This is a genomic window from Rhodanobacter sp. C05 (assembly GCF_002001165.1).
In the GTDB taxonomy this organism is placed as follows: Bacteria; Pseudomonadota; Gammaproteobacteria; order Xanthomonadales; family Rhodanobacteraceae; genus Rhodanobacter.
This window is the reverse complement of sequence record NZ_MUNQ01000009.1, coordinates 283,646-301,041: the sequence shown is the minus strand read 5'-3', so window position 1 is coordinate 301,041 and position 17,396 is coordinate 283,646. Positions and strand designations below refer to the sequence as shown.

The 17,396-nt window shown below is 62.3% G+C and carries 14 protein-coding genes; 6 read left to right on the top strand and 8 right to left on the bottom strand.

Annotated elements, in window-relative coordinates:
• Window positions 1–43: 43 nt before the first annotated feature.
• Both phbB and gluQRS read right to left on the bottom strand, forming a co-directional pair.
• Window positions 44–784, bottom strand: coding sequence for an acetoacetyl-CoA reductase (gene phbB / locus B0E51_RS09420; RefSeq protein WP_077444625.1), 741 nt, complete (start codon window positions 782–784; stop codon window positions 44–46).
• Window positions 785–895: 111 nt separating this feature from the next.
• Window positions 896–1,762 carry a tRNA glutamyl-Q(34) synthetase GluQRS gene (gluQRS, locus tag B0E51_RS09415; protein WP_077444624.1) on the bottom strand — a complete coding sequence of 289 codons (867 nt, stop codon included), beginning with the start codon at window positions 1,760–1,762 and terminating at the stop codon, window positions 896–898.
• A 131-nt stretch (window positions 1,763–1,893) separates the two neighbouring features.
• Here gluQRS and htpX point away from each other — a divergent pair, with 131 nt between their 5' ends.
• A complete protein-coding gene (gene htpX / locus B0E51_RS09410) occupies window positions 1,894–2,787 on the top strand; it encodes a protease HtpX (RefSeq protein ID WP_077444623.1) in 894 nt (297 codons plus the stop codon).
• A 192-nt stretch (window positions 2,788–2,979) separates the two neighbouring features.
• A complete protein-coding gene (gene htpG / locus B0E51_RS09405) occupies window positions 2,980–4,848 on the top strand; it encodes a molecular chaperone HtpG (protein WP_077444622.1) in 1,869 nt (622 codons plus the stop codon).
• Window positions 4,849–5,368: 520 nt separating this feature from the next.
• On the opposite strand, the gene B0E51_RS09400 is transcribed toward htpG, so the two are convergent.
• From B0E51_RS09400 to B0E51_RS09385, 4 genes are all read right to left on the bottom strand, one after another.
• Window positions 5,369–6,004, bottom strand: a complete 636-nt coding sequence (locus tag B0E51_RS09400) for a hypothetical protein (RefSeq protein ID WP_077444621.1) — start codon at window positions 6,002–6,004, stop codon at window positions 5,369–5,371.
• A gap of 344 nt (window positions 6,005–6,348) precedes the next feature.
• Window positions 6,349–7,137, bottom strand: a complete 789-nt coding sequence (locus B0E51_RS09395; protein ID WP_168172613.1) for a DUF3883 domain-containing protein — start codon at window positions 7,135–7,137, stop codon at window positions 6,349–6,351.
• A 210-nt stretch (window positions 7,138–7,347) separates the two neighbouring features.
• A complete protein-coding gene (locus B0E51_RS09390) occupies window positions 7,348–8,274 on the bottom strand; it encodes a restriction endonuclease (RefSeq protein WP_254424481.1) in 927 nt (308 codons plus the stop codon).
• 163 nt (window positions 8,275–8,437) lie between these two features.
• Window positions 8,438–9,334 (bottom strand): LysR family transcriptional regulator, encoded by an 897-nt coding sequence (locus tag B0E51_RS09385; RefSeq protein ID WP_077444618.1) that lies wholly within the window; start codon window positions 9,332–9,334, stop codon window positions 8,438–8,440.
• Between the two features lie 107 nt (window positions 9,335–9,441).
• Here B0E51_RS09385 and B0E51_RS09380 point away from each other — a divergent pair, with 107 nt between their 5' ends.
• From B0E51_RS09380 to B0E51_RS09365, 4 genes are all read left to right on the top strand, one after another.
• Entirely contained in the window at window positions 9,442–10,311 is an 870-nt protein-coding gene (locus B0E51_RS09380; protein ID WP_077444736.1) for an aldo/keto reductase family oxidoreductase, read from the top strand.
• 147 nt (window positions 10,312–10,458) lie between these two features.
• Window positions 10,459–11,265, top strand: a complete 807-nt coding sequence (locus tag B0E51_RS09375; RefSeq protein ID WP_077444617.1) for an isocitrate lyase/phosphoenolpyruvate mutase family protein — start codon at window positions 10,459–10,461, stop codon at window positions 11,263–11,265.
• 103 nt (window positions 11,266–11,368) lie between these two features.
• Entirely contained in the window at window positions 11,369–12,469 is a 1,101-nt protein-coding gene (locus B0E51_RS09370) for a S41 family peptidase (RefSeq protein ID WP_077444616.1), read from the top strand.
• Window positions 12,470–12,654: 185 nt separating this feature from the next.
• Complete coding sequence (locus B0E51_RS09365; RefSeq protein WP_077444615.1) at window positions 12,655–13,776, top strand: hypothetical protein; 1,122 nt, start codon at window positions 12,655–12,657, stop codon at window positions 13,774–13,776.
• 171 nt (window positions 13,777–13,947) lie between these two features.
• Here B0E51_RS09365 and B0E51_RS09360 read toward each other — a convergent pair whose 3' ends face one another.
• Both B0E51_RS09360 and B0E51_RS09355 read right to left on the bottom strand, forming a co-directional pair.
• On the bottom strand, window positions 13,948–15,180 hold the full coding sequence (locus B0E51_RS09360; protein ID WP_254424480.1) for a cytochrome c peroxidase: 1,233 nt from the start codon (window positions 15,178–15,180) through the stop codon (window positions 13,948–13,950).
• 362 nt (window positions 15,181–15,542) lie between these two features.
• Window positions 15,543–17,342 carry an alkaline phosphatase family protein gene (locus B0E51_RS09355; RefSeq protein ID WP_254424479.1) on the bottom strand — a complete coding sequence of 600 codons (1,800 nt, stop codon included), beginning with the start codon at window positions 17,340–17,342 and terminating at the stop codon, window positions 15,543–15,545.
• Window positions 17,343–17,396 lie beyond the last annotated feature (54 nt).

The window sequence follows — 17,396 nt, the reverse complement described above, 5'->3', positions numbered from 1 at the left end:
TGACGATGGTTTTCGAGGCTCCCTAGACAATCCAATAACACGCTCACCAACCCATGTAATGCCCACCATTGATCGCCAGGTTCGCGCCGGTGATCCAGCTGGCCTGATCCCCGGCAAAGAATGCCACGGCATGGGCGATTTCCTCCGGCCGACCGAGACGTCCCACCGGGATCTGCGCCACGATCTTCTCGCGCACTTCCTCGGGTACCGCCATCACCATGTCGGTGCCGACATAGCCGGGCGAGACGGTGTTCACGGTGATGCCGAACTTCGCGTTCTCCTGCGCCAGCGAGATGGTGAAGCCGTGCATGCCGGCCTTCGCCGCGGCGTAGTTGGCCTGGCCGTACTGGCCCTTCTGGCCGTTGATCGAGCTGATCTGCACGATGCGGCCCCACTTGCGTGCGCGCATGCCGTCGATCACCGGGCGGGTGACGTTGAAGCAGGCGTTCAAGTTGGTGCTGATCACGTCCGTCCACTGCTGGTAGTTCATCTTGTGGAAGGTGCTGTCGCGGGTGATGCCGGCGTTGTTGATCAGGATGTCGATCGGACCGCATTTTTCCTCGATCGCACGGATCATCGCGTCGCAGGCAGTCGGATCGGTGACGTCACCCTGCACCATGCATACCTCGATCCCGTCCTTCGCCATCGCGTCGTGCCACGCCTCGGCCTTGGCCTGGTCGCGATAATTGGTGGCGACCCGGTGCCCCTGGCTGGCGAGGTAGCGGATGATCGCGCTGCCGATGCCGCCGGTGCCGCCCGTGACCAATGCCGTGCGCTGTGTCATGTCCATGATCTCCTGTGAGGTAAAGCAGAGGGCTGTGGGTCCGGGATCATGGCAGCAGATTGCTGCAATCCGATGCCATGGAGGGCCGGCTTGTTCATGCTTTATAGCGTTTCAGGCGACAGAGTGACCGCTGCATTGCGGCAAAAGTGCCGGGTCGAAATTTGTCAGCGCATGGGCCAGCAAATCCGGCACGTTCATCCTGACCGCCGGCACCGGTACAGACAGGAAGGCCAGGGCCTGCCGCAATGCCGGCAGCGGTGCAGCCGGATCGACCGGATGGGCCTGGTCCGACTTGGACAGTTTGTAGCCCTCGGCATCCAGCACCAGCGGCAAATGCAGATACCCGGGCGTCGGCATGCCCAGGCAGCGCTGCAGCCAGATCTGCCGCGCGGTGGAGTCGAGCAGGTCGCTGCCGCGCACGACTTCGGTGATGCCCTGGAACGCATCATCCACCACGCAGGCCAGCTGATAGGAGTAGAAGCCTTCAATCCGGCGTATCACGAAATCACCCACGCTCTCGCGCAGGTTCTCACGCTGAGGCCCCAGCAACCCATCGTCGAAAGTCACCTCGATGTCCGGTACGCGCAGACGCCACGCGGGCGGTCGATCCTGCCTGGCGCGGGCGACGCAGTGGCCGTCGCGATGCATGCCGTCCGCACCGGCCAGATCGTTGCGGCTGCACCAGCAGGGAAATACCCGGTCCGCCGCGCGCAGCCGTTCGAAGGCTTCGTCATACGCCGCGATACGTTGCGACTGGAACAGCGGCGCCGCATCGGCATCGAGACCGAAGGCCGGCAACGCGGCGAGGATGCTGGCGGCCGCGCCGGCGACCTCGCGCGGCGGGTCGATATCCTCCATCCGCAGCAGCCACTGGCCACCGGCATGCCGTGCGCACAGCCAGCTGCCCACCGCAGCCACCAGCGAGCCGAAATGCAGGTGCCCGGTGGGCGAGGGGGCGAAGCGGCCGCGATAGGTCATGCGGTCATTTTAGGGTACGCAGTGCGCTCGGCAGGTGACGTCGACCCTTGAAACGGTGCCTCTGAGCCCCGAATTTTCATCTCACGCACCAAGCGTGCATCCCCTTCATGACTGCCATAAGAGAGACAGCCATGCGTCGCATCGCATTGTTCATCGGTACCAACCTCGCCGTCCTGCTCCTGCTGAGCATCGTCTGCCACCTGTTCGGCATCGACCAGATGGCAGCGGCCCGCGGCTACGGCGGCATGGGTGGCCTGCTGGCCTACGCCGCCGTGTTCGGCATGGGCGGCGCCTTCATCTCGCTGGCGATGTCCAAGACGATCGCCAAGTGGTCGACCGGTGCGCGGGTGATCACCCAGCCGCAGAACGAGACCGAGCGCTGGCTGGTCGACACCGTGCGTCGCCACGCGCAGAACGCCGGCATCGGCATGCCCGAGGTGGCGATCTACGACGCGCCGGAAATGAACGCGTTCGCCACCGGCATGACCAGGAACAGCTCGCTGGTCGCGGTCAGCTCCGGCCTGCTGCAGCAGATGGACCGCGAGCAGGTCACCGCCGTGCTCGGCCACGAGATCGGCCACGTCGCCAACGGCGACATGGTGACGCTGACCCTGATCCAGGGCGTGTTGAACACCTTGGTGATCCTCGCCGCACGCATCGTCGGCCGCGCGGTCGACAGCTGGATGTCCGGTGGGCGCGACAGTGACCGCGGCGGCGGTGGCATCGGCTACTTCGTGGTGGTGATGGTGCTGCAGGTGATATTCGGCCTGTTCGCCTCGATGATCGTGGCCGCGTTCTCGCGCTGGCGCGAATTCCGGGCCGATGTTGCGGGCGCCAAATTCGCCGGCCGTGGCGCGATGATCTCCGCGCTGCAACGGCTGCAGGCCAACCACGGCGAAAGCACCTTGCCCAACACCATCGCCGCGTTCGGCATTTCCGGCCCGCTGGCGGAGGGTTTCAAGAAACTGTTCATGAGCCATCCGCCGCTGGACGAGCGGATCGCCGCGCTGCAGAACGCCGCATAGGCACGGTTGCACCGTAAACTTCCCAATCCGTCATTCCGGCCCCACGTCGTCATTCCGGCGAAGGCCGGAATCGCTCTCAAAGTCGAAATGCGATTCCGGCCTTCGCCGGAATGACGAAGAAATGAAGCACGCCTCCGGCCTGCGCCGGAATGACGATCCAGAACATCCACGCATCAAACGGAACATCCACCCATGACCGCACCCGCCGAAACCCGCAAATTCGAAGCCGAAGTCGCCCAGGTGCTGCACCTGGTCACGCATTCGCTGTACTCGCACAAGGAAATCTTCCTGCGCGAGCTGATCTCCAACGCCTCCGACGCCTGCGACAAGCTGCGCTTCGAGTCGATCGCCAAGCCCGAGCTGATGGCCGGCGACAGCGAGCTGCATATCGACGTGAGCTGGGATCCGGATGCGCGCACCGTCACCATCCGCGACAACGGCGTCGGCATGAACCGCGACGAAGTGGTGGCGAACATCGGCACCATCGCCAGCTCCGGCACCAAGCGCTTCCTCGAGGCGATGTCGGGCGAGCAGAAGGCCGACGCACGGCTTATCGGTCAGTTCGGCGTGGGCTTCTATTCCGCCTTCGTGGTCGCCGACAAAGTCACCGTGATCACCCGTCGCGCCGATGCGCCGGCGAGCGAGGGCGTGAAGTGGGAGAGCGACGGCAAGGGCGAGTATTCGCTGGAGCAGGTCGAGCAGGCCGAGCGCGGCACGTCGGTCATCCTGCACCTGAAGGCCGACGAGGACGAGTTCCTCAAGCGCTGGCAGCTACGCTCGCTGATCACCAAGTACTCCGACCACGTCGCTTTCCCGATCCGCATGCCGGTCGAGAAGGACGGCATGCCGACCGACGAATTCGAGACCATCAACGCCGCCTCGGCGCTGTGGACCAAGCCGAAGTCGGAGATCAGCGACGAGGACTACCAGAGCTTCTACAAGTCGCTCGGCCACGATTTCAACGACGCGCTGGCGTGGACGCACAACCGCGTCGAAGGCAGCCAGAGCTTCACCACCTTGCTGTACATCCCGTCGCAGCCGCCGTTCGACCTGATGATGGGTGGCCGCGACGAGCGCAAGGGTCTCAAGCTCTACATCAAGCGCGTCTTCATCATGGACGCGGCCGAGGAACTGCTGCCGAACTACCTGCGCTTCGTGCGCGGCGTGGTCGATGCAGATGACCTTCCGCTCAACGTCAGCCGCGAGATCCTGCAGCAGAACCGCCAGCTCGAGCGCATCAAGTCCGCCTGCGTGAAGCGCGTGCTCGACCTGATCGAGAAGCTGGCCAAGGACGAGCCGGAGAAATTCGTCACCTTCTACAAGGCGTTCGGCAACACGCTCAAGGAAGGCATCAGCGAAGACGCCAACAATCGCGAGCGCATCGCCAAGCTGCTGCGCTTCGCCTCGACCAAGGGTGAAGGCAACGCGCAGACCGTCTCGTTCGACGACTACATCGGCCGCATGCCGGTGGGCCAGGACACCATCTGGTTCATCACCGCCGACAGCTACGCCGCCGCGCTGGGCAGCCCGCAGCTGGAAGCGTTCAAGGCCAAGGGCATCGAAGTGCTGCTGATGTCCGACCGCATCGACGAATGGATGCTCGGCAGCTTGAGCGAATACAGCGGCAAGAAACTGCAAAACGTCGCCAAGGGCGAACTGCCGCTGGACGAGGCGGACAAGAAGAAGCAGGAGAAATCCGCGAAGGAGGCCGAGCCGCTGGTCAAGAAGCTCAAGGACCTGCTCGGCGATCGCGTCGGCGATGTGCGCGTCTCCGCCCGCCTAACTGATTCACCGTCGTGCCTCGCGCTTGCCGATTACGAGATGGCTCCACATCTTGCGCGCCTGCTGCGCGAAGCCGGCCACGACATGCCGGACAACAAGCCGACGCTGGAGATCAATCCGCAGCACGCGTTGTTGAAGCGCGTCGAGGCGGAAGCCGACGAGGCGAAGGCGAAGGATCTGGCCATGCTGTTGCTGGAACAGGCAGAGATTGCGGCTGGCGCGCAGTTGCCGGACCCGTCGGCGTTTGTGCAGAGGATGAATCGGGTGTTGCTGGGGTAGGTGCGGGGCGCCTTGCCGATATGAAGAGGCCCGCCATTCGGTGGGCTTTTCTTTTCGCCCTCTCCCTCTTGACGGAGAGGGCTGGGGGTAGGTGCTCGCGAAAATCCCACCTATCCGTCACCCCAGCGCAGGCTGGGGCCCAGTGCCTTCAGCTCAATGCCCGCCGCTGAATCAGCATCCACAGTAAAGAGCTTTCGTGCCGCTGCGCGGCCCGAGTCACTTCTCTTTTGCTTGTCCAAAAGAGAAGTAACCAAGAGAAAACGACACCCCGCTTGGCGCTTGCCGGGCATCCATGCCCGGCAAGTCCGTGAGCTGTGGCCGGGCTTTTCGACAGCACATCCCTGTGCTGGCGAAAAGGAATCGGCCTCCTGCCGATTCCCGCTACGCGGCCTGTCGTCCCCAGCTCACCGCCGCACAGGGGCCCCGGGTAGAGCGGCGGGCCATCCTGGCCCGCACTCTGTACGCCTGCTGCGCAGGCGAGCGTATCCAACGCTAGTGACTATGCCATGCCCATATCGAATCAGCAGCAGTTTGGAGACAACGAGCAATCCCATGTGCCCTCCGTGCGAAGGAATCGACACGTCAGGTCTCGCAAACCACCCCACAACGGGAGCGAAGCAATTTCTTCTGCCGTAGCCGGTCGAAGCTCCTGAAATTCATGGAAGGCGTGATCGTCATCGGTAGGACCACCACCAAAGGCGAAGAGTTGATTGCACAGTGCGGGCACTCCGACTTGCTCGGCAACGAAGCATCCATCCGCGTCACAACACTCGCGGATTAGATCTTCTTCAACGTCTCGGCTTGCGCCGTAAAGAAGCAACATACCGCCGGCCTTGTAGTTCGAGGCGTCACGGTACTGATAAATGAAGACTTGGCGCTCGCCATCGTCCTCGTCCTCATGCCGAAAATAGATGGCATCAGGAGTGTCCGAAGTCCACTCGCGTTGGGTCATGATGTAGCCAAGCTTGTTTACGATGTGAAACCCCGGCATGGCGTACCAGTTTTCATCTTCGTAAGCACCGGTATCAACGATGGTCCACACTCGTTCGAGCGGCTGATCTTTGACGTCGTCGAAATCGAACATGCCACCATCGGATTTTTGGATAACGCCCCAGTCACCCCAGTACTTGTCTTCGGAAATGTATTCGTCGCTCATGCATGGCCTCGGTCGACACGCGAATTTCATCGCGGACGCCGGGGATTTTGGTGCCAATTTGTCTCAGCTAACGAGACCAGATAAAGAGCGTGATCTAGAAAAATCGATCAGCGGTCACCTGTTTCGTCGGCCCACACCGCTTTCTGTTTTCAGCCAGACTTCTCGAACAGGCACTGGGCAAATGTTCCGGTGTTGCCTCCACTCGCGTATCCCGGTAACCGGCCGTCGCTGGCTATTCTCACCGCAGTACAGGGGTTTCGGATAGACATCGGCGGAGCGTTCCGGTGCGCACTCTGTACGGAGGAAGCTGCGTGGACGATTCGAGTGAGTTTGGCGTAATCAATTCAACCGTTGAAACGGGCCAGATATGTCACCGGATCGAGCTTGCAGTGAGCTTCTATTGAACCGGACAATTGAAACACGCGAGGCTTTTCGCGAAAGTCGAAGAGCCTATAGAGTCGATATTTTTCCGCGTCCGCATTTGATCGTGCGATTTCGTTGCGGCTGACATAGAACGGTGTTAGCTCACCGAAAGCGGTGGTCTTCACTTCGATCAGGCGTTCACGACCGTTGCTTTCGAAAGATAGGATGTCGTAACCCAAGCCATCGCCTCGGCTTGCTGCAACATGCTCGACGCGCTCGCTCAAGGCCTTTTTGCCTTCGGCATGTAACCTGCGTGATTCGAGTTCGAGCACGAATAGTTCGCCTGCACGGCCAAGCGAGCGGTTGCGCGCTTCACGTGCGAGATAGTCGCGCCGAATAGGCAAGAAATTGGGTGAGTATTCAGCCGCCGTCTCGCGGACCTTTGAGGGTTTCGGGACGGGCACCCACACGACCTGCGACTCGCTCACTGAGATCTCGATGGCAGGGCGCTCAACGGCGGCTTGTGCGGCGGCGTCGATGACCAGGTTCCCTGCTAGTTGCGATTCCACCACGTCAACAAGCTCATGCTGATAATTGAAGCGAGGCTTGTAGCCATTGATATTCGGATACCCCAGATCGAGCAGGACGGCGCTGACGTTGCAGTGCTTGAACTCCACGGATACTCGGCTTCGGTCATCAAGGTTCCGCATCAACGCTTCGGCGTACTCGGTCTTGTTGTAGCGCTGACCGTTGAGTTCCAGCGCCAACATAGTGAGGTACGAGGCGACACAAGCCTCCACCTCAACACGCGACCAGTTATCACCTCTAGGCATTTGATGGCCTCCCCGAATTGATGTCTCAAGTATAGACGGCTGCACTGCAGTCGGAACGACCGAAGCGAAGTGTTCTGCTATGGATAGCTCGCCTTTAGGAACCTCGGTGGTCAGAGAAAATTTGTGCCGTTATGTCGCTATGAGCTCCTAACGAAGCGGCACTTCCTTCGTTGTCTTCTCCAGAATCTTCATCGACTCCGCATTCTGCTTCTTCCATTCACGTAGCTGTGCTGCGTCCTGCGAATCGCTCATGTAGATCGTTGCTTGCGGGTGCGCCGGTGGCGTTGCTGGGGCCGGACGGATCATCGGCGCCTGCAACGGAACAGTTGCAGGCTGGGTAGCAACTTGCGACGGGATAGCGCTTGGTGGTGCGGTTGCGGTGCCAGACGCAAGTGCGCCGATGACCAGCAAACTCGCGAGCATGCTTCCACCAAGCGCAAGCGGCGAGTCCAGCGGTCCTGTGGCCCGTACCTTGGAGATTTGCAGCGAGCGCACCGTAGAGATTAGTTCGCCGCCAAGGATGAGTTCGATCGGTTTGCCTTGAGCGAAGCGTCGTGCGTCGGTGGTGTAGTCGCCGAGGGCGACAATCTTCACGGCAGCAGCTTTGTGGTGCATCAAGAGGCCGTACATCTCACGCACAACTGTGACGCCGACTTGTCGGTTCTGCCATTGCTTGCATTGAACCAGCGTGGTCTGGCCGTCCTTGCGCAGGATCAAGTCGATGCCGCCATCGGCGCCGCCGAGGCCAGCTTCTTCAATTGCATAACCTTGGCGGCGGAAGGCTTCGCCGGTCAGTTGTTCGAACTGGCGCCAGCTCATCTGGCACAGGCTATCGATGCCGGTTTGCCTGTCAAACAACTGCCGTCGGCGACCGAGACCAAGGAAGGAGGCGAGGGCGGCCAGCCAGCAAACGGTCAGGAAAATCCAGGCGAAGGGTGCGTAGGCCCCGTTCGCCAACATGCGGCCCATTGAGGAAATGACGGAACTATTGCTCGACGCGAGGTACCAGCCGAGGCCGTGACGTATTACGACATATCCGATCAGACCGACGATACACCACGGCATGGCCGCCATAACCTCAAATCCACTTTCCCTGCGTTTGGCCACGTGCTCCCCTTGTGCATTACTTGATCTCCACACAATAGTTCGTGGCTCGTTGGAAGAACATATGCGATGTGATGATCGCCGGTTGGTTTCGAACAAAACTGGCGTGATGACACGCCGCGTTCAGCTCAGCTCAGCCCTCGCGAATGAAGTCCACGAACGCGCGCAGTGGCGAGGGCAGGTGACGACGCCCGGAGTAGTACAAGAACGGGCCGCTGAAACTTTGCCACCAGGGTTCGAGGACGGGCACCAAGGCGCCGCTTTCGAAATGCGGACGTAGCCAATCCTCAAACAAGAGAATGATGCCGAGCCCGTCGATAGCGGCCTGCACGGCCAGGTCGAACGCGGCACCCTGGCGAACCTGCAAAGGCCCCTGCGGGTCGATGCGCACAATCTCGCCGTCGCGTTCGAACTCCCAGACGGGTATCGCGCCACCGGAAAACTGGCCACGCATGCAGGCGTGTTGCAACAGGTCGCGTGGATGCTCGGGACGTCCATGTGCTGCCAGGTAGGCGGGTGCGGCTGCGGTCACCAGTCGTTGTATGCGCGGGCCGATCGGTACGGCAATCATGTCCTGCGCAAGGCGTTCGTCGTAGCGGATACCGGCGTCGCAACCGGCGGCCAGCAGGTCGACGAAACTGTCTTCGACGATCACTTCCAGCCGGATCTCGGGATAGCGCTTGAGGAACGGCGTGATGATCGGCGGCAGCACGGTGCGCGCGACGTTGGCCGGCACGTTGAGTCGCAACACGCCGGTGGGGCTGTCGCGGAAATGATTGACCACGTCGAGCGACGCCTGCACTTCGGCCAGCGCCGGCGTCAGTCGTTCGGCCAGACGTTCACCCGCTTCGGTGGCCGACACGCTGCGTGTCGTGCGATGAAGCAGGCGTACGCCCAGTCGTGTCTCCAGACGTTTCACCGCATCGCTCAATTGGGAGGCCGAGCCGTTGCCGGCGCGGGCCGCCTCGCGAAAACCGCCCGCCTGCATCACCGCCAGAAAGGCGAGAAGGTCCTGCATGTCGGTTGCCATTGTCCGGATCTCCGCACAGCCCGTGCGGAGTGTGGCGGATTATCGAGCAGGAAGGGCGAGCCTATAGTCGGTTCATCCCGATGATCGACCGTCCCCAGGAGAAAGACATGAGCCACCTCAAGCAAGCCGGCACGTTCCCGCTCGGCGACCGCACCGTCAACCGCATGGGCTACGGTGCCATGCAGCTCGCCGGCCCCGGCGTGTTCGGCCCACCCAAGGATCACGCCACCGCCTTGGCGGTGTTGCGCGCGGCGCTGGAAGCCGGCGTCAATCACATCGACACCAGCGACTTCTACGGCCCGCATGTCACCAACCGGATCATCCGCGAGGCGCTCCATCCATATGCGGACGACTTGGTGATCGTCACCAAGGTAGGTGCCCTGCGCGGTGACGATGCCTCGTGGAGCCCGGCACAGAGCCCGGCGCAACTGGAGCAGGCCGTGCACGACAACCTGCGCAACCTCGGGCTCGACGTGCTGGATGCGGTCAACCTGCGCATCATGGGTGACGTGCACGCGCCGTCCGAAGGATCGATCGAACCGCAGTTCAGCGCACTGGCCACGCTGCAGCAGAAGGGCTTGATTCGCCATCTTGGCCTGAGCAATGCCACCGCCACACAGGTGGCCGAGGCCCAACGCATCGCCCCCGTGGTCTGCGTGCAGAACCAGTTCAATCTGGCCCATCGCGAAGACGATGCCTTCGTCGATGCACTCGCCACGCAAGGCATCGCCTACGTGCCGTTCTTTCCTCTCGGCGGCTTCAGTCCACTGCAATCGCAAACCCTCTCCGATGTGGCTGCGCGTCTCGGGGTCACGCCGATGCAGGTTGCGCTGGCGTGGCTGCTCGCTCGTGCGCCCAACATCCTGCTGATTCCCGGTACGTCGTCGCTGGGTCATCTGCGCGAGAATCTGGCGGCGGCGGAGTTGCAACTCGGCGAGGACGTGATGACTGAGTTGGACAGCATCGGCAGGGGCTGATGCCTGGGCGGTGGTTCTCTGACTGGACCCACGGTGTGAGGTGGCCGGCAGCGGATCGAGAATGGAATGTGACTTCTGGCTGTTCGCCATCGTGGCCGAGGCGTTACCCTGCCGACTCCACCCGCGACGTATGCCTTGGAGATCGACATGTCCCAGCAAGCAGCCACGTTCCGCCGGATGCACGGCGGCCCCGAACCTTTGCGGCTCCCCAATGCCTGGGACGCCGGCAGCGCCAGGTTGTTCGAAAGCCTCGGCGCCTCGGCCATCGCCACCACCAGTGCAGGTGTGGCGTGGGCGCAGGGTTACGCCGACGGTGGAAAGATGCCTGCCGACGTGGCGATCGCTGCTGCCGCCAGCATGGCGCGGGTGTTGCGGGTGCCGCTTACGGTCGACATGGAAAACGGCTATTCGGACGATGCGAAGGCTGTGGGTGAGACCGTCCGGCGACTGCTCGATGTCGGCGTTGCCGGCATCAATATCGAGGACGGAACGGCTGCGCCCGGGAGTCTCGCGGCGAAGATCGAGGCGATCAAGGATGCCGCGTCGAAGTCGGGTTCGGATATTTTCGTCAATGCCCGCACCGACGTTTTCCTGGCGAATCTGGTCGATGCATCGAAGCGTGTCGACGAAACGCTGTCGCGTGGCGCGACCTACCGTGCTGCGGGCGCCGATGGCCTGTTCGTACCGGGGCTTCGTGATGCCGCCGAGATCGTCGCCATCGTGGGAGGCGTCGGTTTGCCGATCAATCTGATGGCGTGGCCGGGCCTGGCTGCGTCGGATGAGCTGGGCAGGCTCGGTGTGCGGCGGCTCAGCGCGGGCTCCGGTATTTCGCAGATGGTGTGGGGGCAGGCGGAAAGGCTGGCCAGGGATTTCCTCGACACCGGCCGCTCGGAGTCGATGGCCGAGGGCTCGATGCCGTATGCGCAGCTGCAGTCACTGTTCCCCGGAAAATGATCAGCGACAGGGCATCGATACTGGAGGCAGGTTGCGCTTTCGCAAATGCGTTTCTTGAAACTGTACTCTGAGCCTGGTTTCCAATCTGTCTTGGAGCGTGCCCATGCATCGCTGTCGATACCTTGTTGTGTGCCTGCTGTTGCTTGGCTCGATCCCCCATGTTTCCGCCCAAGCCGAACCGCCGCCACCCGCTGCGGTTGATGCATCGACACGCAGTGCTGTTGTCGAAGCACTCGGCAAGCAGCTGAAAGCCAACTATGTATTCCCTGCGGTTGCCGACAAGGTAGCCGTAGAGCTCTCGGCCAACGCCGCACATGGGGCTTACAACGGCAGCAAGACGACCGATGCTTTCGCCACGGCGTTGACGGCGGACCTCAGCAAGGCAGGTCAGGATCGCCATCTGCGCGTGCTCTACGATCCGAGCTTCAAGGCTTCCACCGGCGATCAAAAGGCGCCTACCCAGGAAGACGTGGACGAGACAAGAAAATTTGTACTTCACATGGGCTTCGGTATCGCCAAGGTGGAGAGGCTGCCGGGCAATGTGGGTTATCTCGACCTTCGCGCTTTCCCGCCGGCCGAATTCGTGACGGGTGCCTATGCCTCGGCGATGAATCTGCTCTCGGGCACCGATGCGCTGATCCTCGACCTGCGCCAGAACGGCGGCGGCGATCCTGCTTCGGTGGCGAACTTCCTCAGCTACTTCTTCACCGAGGGCGACAGCCGGCACCTCAACGACCTCTACTGGCGTCACGACAACAGCACCCAGCAGTACTGGACGATGCCTGTCGCCGGCGCACGTTATGCGAAACCCGTTTACGTGCTGACCTCGGCTTACACCTTCTCGGGAGGCGAGGAGTGCGCCTATGACTTCCAGACGCAGAAGCGGGCCACCCTGGTAGGGCAGACCACCGGCGGCGGCGCCAATCCGGGTGATGCGTTCTCGCTGGGACATGGCTTCGTCGCGTTCATTCCGACCGGGCGTGCGATCAATCCGATCACCAAGACGAACTGGGAGCACGTCGGTGTGAAACCCGACGTGACGGTTGCTGCGGCAGACGCGATGAAGACGGCTTACACCAGCATCCTTGAGTCGCTGATCCAGAAGACCAAGGACAGCGGGCAGCGGGATGCGCTGCAGCGCACGCTGGCGAGGGTCAGGAAAGGCGAAGACGAGAAGCCCAACTACGAACCGCCTGAACAGTAATGCCAAAAGGCTGCACAGGCCGTAGTCGAGCACCTTGGTAGAGGAGTGCCAGACATTTCTGGCACTCCATTGGACCCCGATATCCACTGGACGGTTGGGCCAGTTTCTACGCGACCCAACGTTCGATCGATATTTACGCTTTGCAGCGGCGGCCCAAAGCGCGACACTGCGGCGGGAGGTTCAAGATGAAGCGCAATCGCAGCACAGAGGCCGCGGCTCCGCCGCCGTCCCCGTTCGAACGCATCGTCAAACGCGTCGCCGGCATCGGCGTGATCGTGTCGCTGCTGCTCGGGCTGTTCCAGGCGGTCAAGCTCGTGCACGATGCCAAGGACCGCATGGCGCATGTCGATGAGTTGGCGCGTTTGGCGCAGATCCAATCCGAACGTGATGAACCCGCAGCTGCCTGGGCTGGCCTCGGACAAGCCATCGAGTTGACCAGCGCGGCCGGTCCGCTGGAATCCTCACTGTGGGCTGTCGACCGGCGGCGCAAGGGGCTGCAGGCGCAGCAGGAAGACGTCGCGATGCAGTGGCTGCGTGACGCCCGGCCGGGTCCGGGGCACGCCTTTTCGGACATCGTCGATCCCGTCGCGCCGGTGCTCGAGCGTGCTGCTGCCGATGCCACTGGTCAACGCCGCGCCGATCTTCTGGCCCATCTCGGTTGGGCCCGGTTCCTCAAGAGCCGCGACGGAAGCAGCAGCGTCGACCCGGCGCGCGACTACGCGAGTGCGCTGGCTGCGGATGCCCATAACGCCTACGCCCATGCTTTCTGGGGCCACTGGATTCTCTGGCAGCACGGTGACCTTACGACCGCGTCCCGGCACTTTGCCGATGCGCTGACGGATACCCGTGCAGCCAGCGGTCCGACACGGGCGTACGTGAGGACCCTGCAGATCGCCGCACTGCGCAACGCGCATGCGACGCCGACGGATGCCGCGTTGCTCGCGCTCGTCAACACGATGCGCATCGATGGAGAGCCGATCGACGCGGCAACGCGCGATAGCGTGAAGGACGTCTACTACGATTTCGGCCGTGACCAGCAGCGCACGGCTGCGCTGTTGCAGGCTGCTCCACCGGCGGAGCAGGCCGCGACGTTGGCGCAGCTCGCCTTCGACGAGCCCGCCATGCGGGCCGTGCTCGCGCAGCTGCTTGAAGCGTCAGGTCAGCGCGTCGATGCACTGCGGGCATGGCGCGCGCTGCGCGCGGATCCGGCGGTCGGCGGCGAAATCGTCGAGCAGGCCGATACCGCGATCAGGCGTTTGACGACACCCGCTTCCGCAGCTCCATTGCCGAAACAGAAAAAGCACTGAGCGCGCGCTTCTCGAAACGGGAGCAGTGTTTCTTTCGCGAACTGCGCGGTGCGAATCTTCGCGCCAGTCGCTTCGCTTGCCCCCGTGCGAAGCGGTCAGAGCCACATGCAATCGCACGAGGCCTTGAAATGGGCTGGCTCTGATCCGCTTGGATCACGCGAGAGGCTAAAATCACCTGGCACCAGCGGCGTCGTGTTCAGTCTGCTGTGGCGTCGGTGTATAGCCGTCATCGAGCGTATGGATGAAGGCGATGATGTCCTGCATGTCCAGGTTCGTCAGCGCAGGCGGGTCGCCGACCTTGAGATCGAACGGAGCATCCTTGACGTCCACGTTGCCCTGCAGTGTTTCAGGGATGTCGTTGTATAGCGTGAGCTTGCCGCTGGCATCGCGCGGGTAGATCTTCTCGGGTCGTACGCTGCGCAGGTTGTAGAAATCCAGCACCTGTTGCAGCGTGTGGTACACGCCGTTGTGGAAAAACACCGAACGGCGGTCGACGTTGCGCAGGGTCGGGGTCAGGAACATGCCGCAGTACCGCGTCTGCTGCGCCAGATCCTTGCGGACCGGTCCGCACAGGCCGAGGTCGAAGAATTTCGGATCTTTGTTGAACGGCAGGTGTGGGTTGCGCGGCACGCCCAGCGCTTCGTACTGGGTGTCGGTGAACAGCGGCGGCAGGCCGTCGCGGCTGGGTTGACTCAAATGGCAGACGGCGCAATTGCCTTTTTGCGGATCGTTGAACAGCTGCAAGCCGCGCGCTTCGGTCGCGGTGAGCCGTGCCTTGCCCTGCAGCCAGGCGTCGTACTTGCTGGTGAAGGCATGGAAGGAGGGGTCCTCGATCTGGTAGCGGACAAGGGCGAACATCGCCTCGGACACCAGCCGATCCGGATCGTTGAAGATGTTTTGACCGAACAGCTGGACGAACCTTTGGCGATAAGTGGCGCGGGCGAGCTCGCTGGCGATCATGGCCACACTCCCGTTGGCCATTTCCAACGGGTCAAGCGCGGGGAGAAAGGCCTGCCGCTGCAGCGAGTCGGCGCGACCGTCCCAGAACAATCCGCCCTGGGGAACCATGGCGGTCGGTTGCGTGGTCCCGGCAGATTTTTGCGCCATGGGGGCGCTGGCGGCCGAGGCCGCTGCGGTATTGAGATCGACGGGCGCATCGTCCGGGCCGGTATCCGGGCCGATGCTGAAAGGTTGTTGCCGGTAGAGATAAGCCAGCGAGGGAGGTGGCCGGTTGCCGAAGCTTTTGAGGTCCGCGCCGCCCGGCTGGACGGTCAGTCTGTTCGGAGGGTTGTAGGCGTATGCCGGGCTGTGACACGACGCGCAGGCTTGCCGTCCCGAGGCCGATAGCGAGCGATCGAAAAACAGCAGTTTGCCCAATTGCGCGACGGCACTCAGCGGCAGCACGGGTGGCAGGTTCAAGGTGACCGGATGAGGATTGATGCCGTTTGTCCCTGCGATCCCTGTACCGGGTTGCGCATCGGCATGAGTGACCAGTACACCAGCCAGCAGGGCGCCGAAAATGAGTATCGGGCAGAAAACCGCTTTCCGCCGATGAGCACGGCCACGGGATACCGGATGTCGGAAGGATCGGGTGTCGGACGACAAGAGCGTGAATCCGTTACTTCAATGGGTTTGTCGAAAAGGAATCTGCATGGATTCCTTCATCTGCAAGTACGGCGACAATCAGACAACCGTCCTGTGGCGCCTGAAGCATCCCTGCCCGACTGGCGGGCAGACGGAGCAGGGATGTTGCCAGTCGTGGTGACTTACAGGGCCTTGTTGGAATGCGCGACAACCAGAGCTGCTTGTTGCGGCTGGGGTTCGATCGGTGCGGGGGTCACGGTGCCCAGCTCGGGGTTCAGGAAGATCGGGCGGGCGATATCGAACTGGTTTCGGTTGAAGTCGAACATGTTCATGATGCTTCCAGCTGTCGCGTCATTCGAACCTTGACCAATACGCTCGCTGCCGAGCCAGTTGTCCTCGATGAAACGCACGACGGAGGACTGGCTGACGCGCGTGTCGTCGACGTAGTTGACGCGGGCATAGGGCGAGATCAGCAGGAACGGGACGCGTGTGCCGGGACCGCAGCGCCCGTTGACGACACCACCGTTGACGCCGATGCCGGGGCTGGCATCGGGGCCGGTGCACATGCCCGGACCATTGAGCTGGTCGGCACCGGTGACCGAACCTTCCCTGGTGGTCGAGTCGAACGACGCGGTGGTCGGTGACGCATAGCGATGGTCATACCAGCCATCGGAGTCATCGTAGGTGATGATGATGGCGGTGTTCTTCCAGTCGGGCTGCTGTTCCAGGAAATTGATGACCTTGACGACAAACTCCTGCTCGTCCAGCGGATCGGAATTGCCCGGATGCGCATCGCCCACCGCTGGCGCCTTCAGATAGCTCACCGACGGGAAGTTGCCCGCCGACACGGCGCTGAAGAAATCGTTGACGTCATACTCGTGGTGTACCGGCGTGCCACTGCTGTCCTTTGGATCGGCATAGCCGATCTTGGCGATCGAGCTGGGGCGCGCGTGAGTCGAGTTCGCCGTGGATGTGTAGTACTGGAACCAGTTGTGATGAGGGGTGTAGTCGGTCTTGGTCGCACCCAGCACGCTTGAATAGGTGCTGCGTGCGCAGCCCGTGCTGCCGTTCCTGTTGGTGGCGGTCAGGTCAAAGCCGCCCATGAAGCCACCCCAGGTCAGATTGTCGGCATTCAACAGATCGCCGATGTTCTTGGAGGTCATCCGGGCCGTGCTGGAGGTCGACGAGCAGGTGTCGTAGGCCGGATCGGTGTCGCCTATCAGGGTCAGGCCGCCCTGGGTGTCTGGAATGGTCGAAGCCGTGCCGATGATCGCCTGGGCACCGTTGGTGGTGCCGGAGACCACTTCCAGCGCGCCCGGTGTGGATGGACCGTAGGTGTCGGTATACGCGTTGTCGTTCAGCGCAAAATGCTGGGCGTAATTCCACATTGCGGTCACGGTGTTGCCGTCGAAATAGGCCATGACCAGACCGTGGGTACCAAAGGTGCCCGTGCTGCTGACGGTGTTGTTGCCGGTGTAGGTGGGGAACAGATCCGTCACGCCGTTATCGTAGGCCTGCTGTTCAGGTGTGTAGGAGTGGTTCTGGCCCTCGGTGTTGGCCTGCGTGCGATCCAGCCGGAACGGATTGACCGCATTGACGCCGTTGAGCGGATTGGTCGCGTTCGGGTTCTGCGTCAACAGGGCAGGTGTAAGGCCCTGCACGGCCGGTGTCGATGGCGCCGCGGTGAAGACCGGCTCGCCCGGCGGGTTCTGCGCTACCGGGTAGGTACCGAAATAATGATCGAACGAACGGTTCTCGCCAAAGATGACCACCAGATGCTTGATTGGCGTGGCAGTAGGTACGGCATCCTGGGGCGTCATCCGTGGCAACGGTCCGGGGATCACCTGAGCCAGGGAAGAAACCTTGCTGGCAGATGGCGCCATCTGGGCGGAAACCGCGAATGCCCATCCCGTCGCGGCGATCGAAGCGCACAGCAGCGTCTTGCGGAGCAGGTGAGGGCGGAACATAAGAGCACGGAACATTGTGAGAACTCCCGTTGTTGGATGCAGGGGACAGGGCTGACCGGACAGGGCCGG

What these genes read in the sequence shown, in the direction of transcription:
- B0E51_RS09395 (WP_168172613.1), bottom strand. Translation starts at nt 7,137, where the DNA reads ATGTTGGCGCTGGAACTCAACGGTCAGCGCTACAACAAGACCGAGTAC.
- B0E51_RS09385 (WP_077444618.1), bottom strand. Translation starts at nt 9,334, where the DNA reads ATGGCAACCGACATGCAGGACCTTCTCGCCTTTCTGGCGGTGATGCAG.
- htpG (WP_077444622.1), top strand. Translation starts at nt 2,980, where the DNA reads ATGACCGCACCCGCCGAAACCCGCAAATTCGAAGCCGAAGTCGCCCAG.
- B0E51_RS09390 (WP_254424481.1), bottom strand. Translation starts at nt 8,274, where the DNA reads ATGGCGGCCATGCCGTGGTGTATCGTCGGTCTGATCGGATATGTCGTA.
- B0E51_RS09365 (WP_077444615.1), top strand. Translation starts at nt 12,655, where the DNA reads ATGAAGCGCAATCGCAGCACAGAGGCCGCGGCTCCGCCGCCGTCCCCG.
- B0E51_RS09370 (WP_077444616.1), top strand. Translation starts at nt 11,369, where the DNA reads ATGCATCGCTGTCGATACCTTGTTGTGTGCCTGCTGTTGCTTGGCTCG.
- htpX (WP_077444623.1), top strand. Translation starts at nt 1,894, where the DNA reads ATGCGTCGCATCGCATTGTTCATCGGTACCAACCTCGCCGTCCTGCTC.
- B0E51_RS09380 (WP_077444736.1), top strand. Translation starts at nt 9,442, where the DNA reads ATGAGCCACCTCAAGCAAGCCGGCACGTTCCCGCTCGGCGACCGCACC.
- phbB (WP_077444625.1), bottom strand. Translation starts at nt 784, where the DNA reads ATGACACAGCGCACGGCATTGGTCACGGGCGGCACCGGCGGCATCGGC.
- B0E51_RS09375 (WP_077444617.1), top strand. Translation starts at nt 10,459, where the DNA reads ATGTCCCAGCAAGCAGCCACGTTCCGCCGGATGCACGGCGGCCCCGAA.
- gluQRS (WP_077444624.1), bottom strand. Translation starts at nt 1,762, where the DNA reads ATGACCTATCGCGGCCGCTTCGCCCCCTCGCCCACCGGGCACCTGCAT.
- B0E51_RS09355 (WP_254424479.1), bottom strand. Translation starts at nt 17,342, where the DNA reads ATGTTCCGTGCTCTTATGTTCCGCCCTCACCTGCTCCGCAAGACGCTG.
- B0E51_RS09400 (WP_077444621.1), bottom strand. Translation starts at nt 6,004, where the DNA reads ATGAGCGACGAATACATTTCCGAAGACAAGTACTGGGGTGACTGGGGC.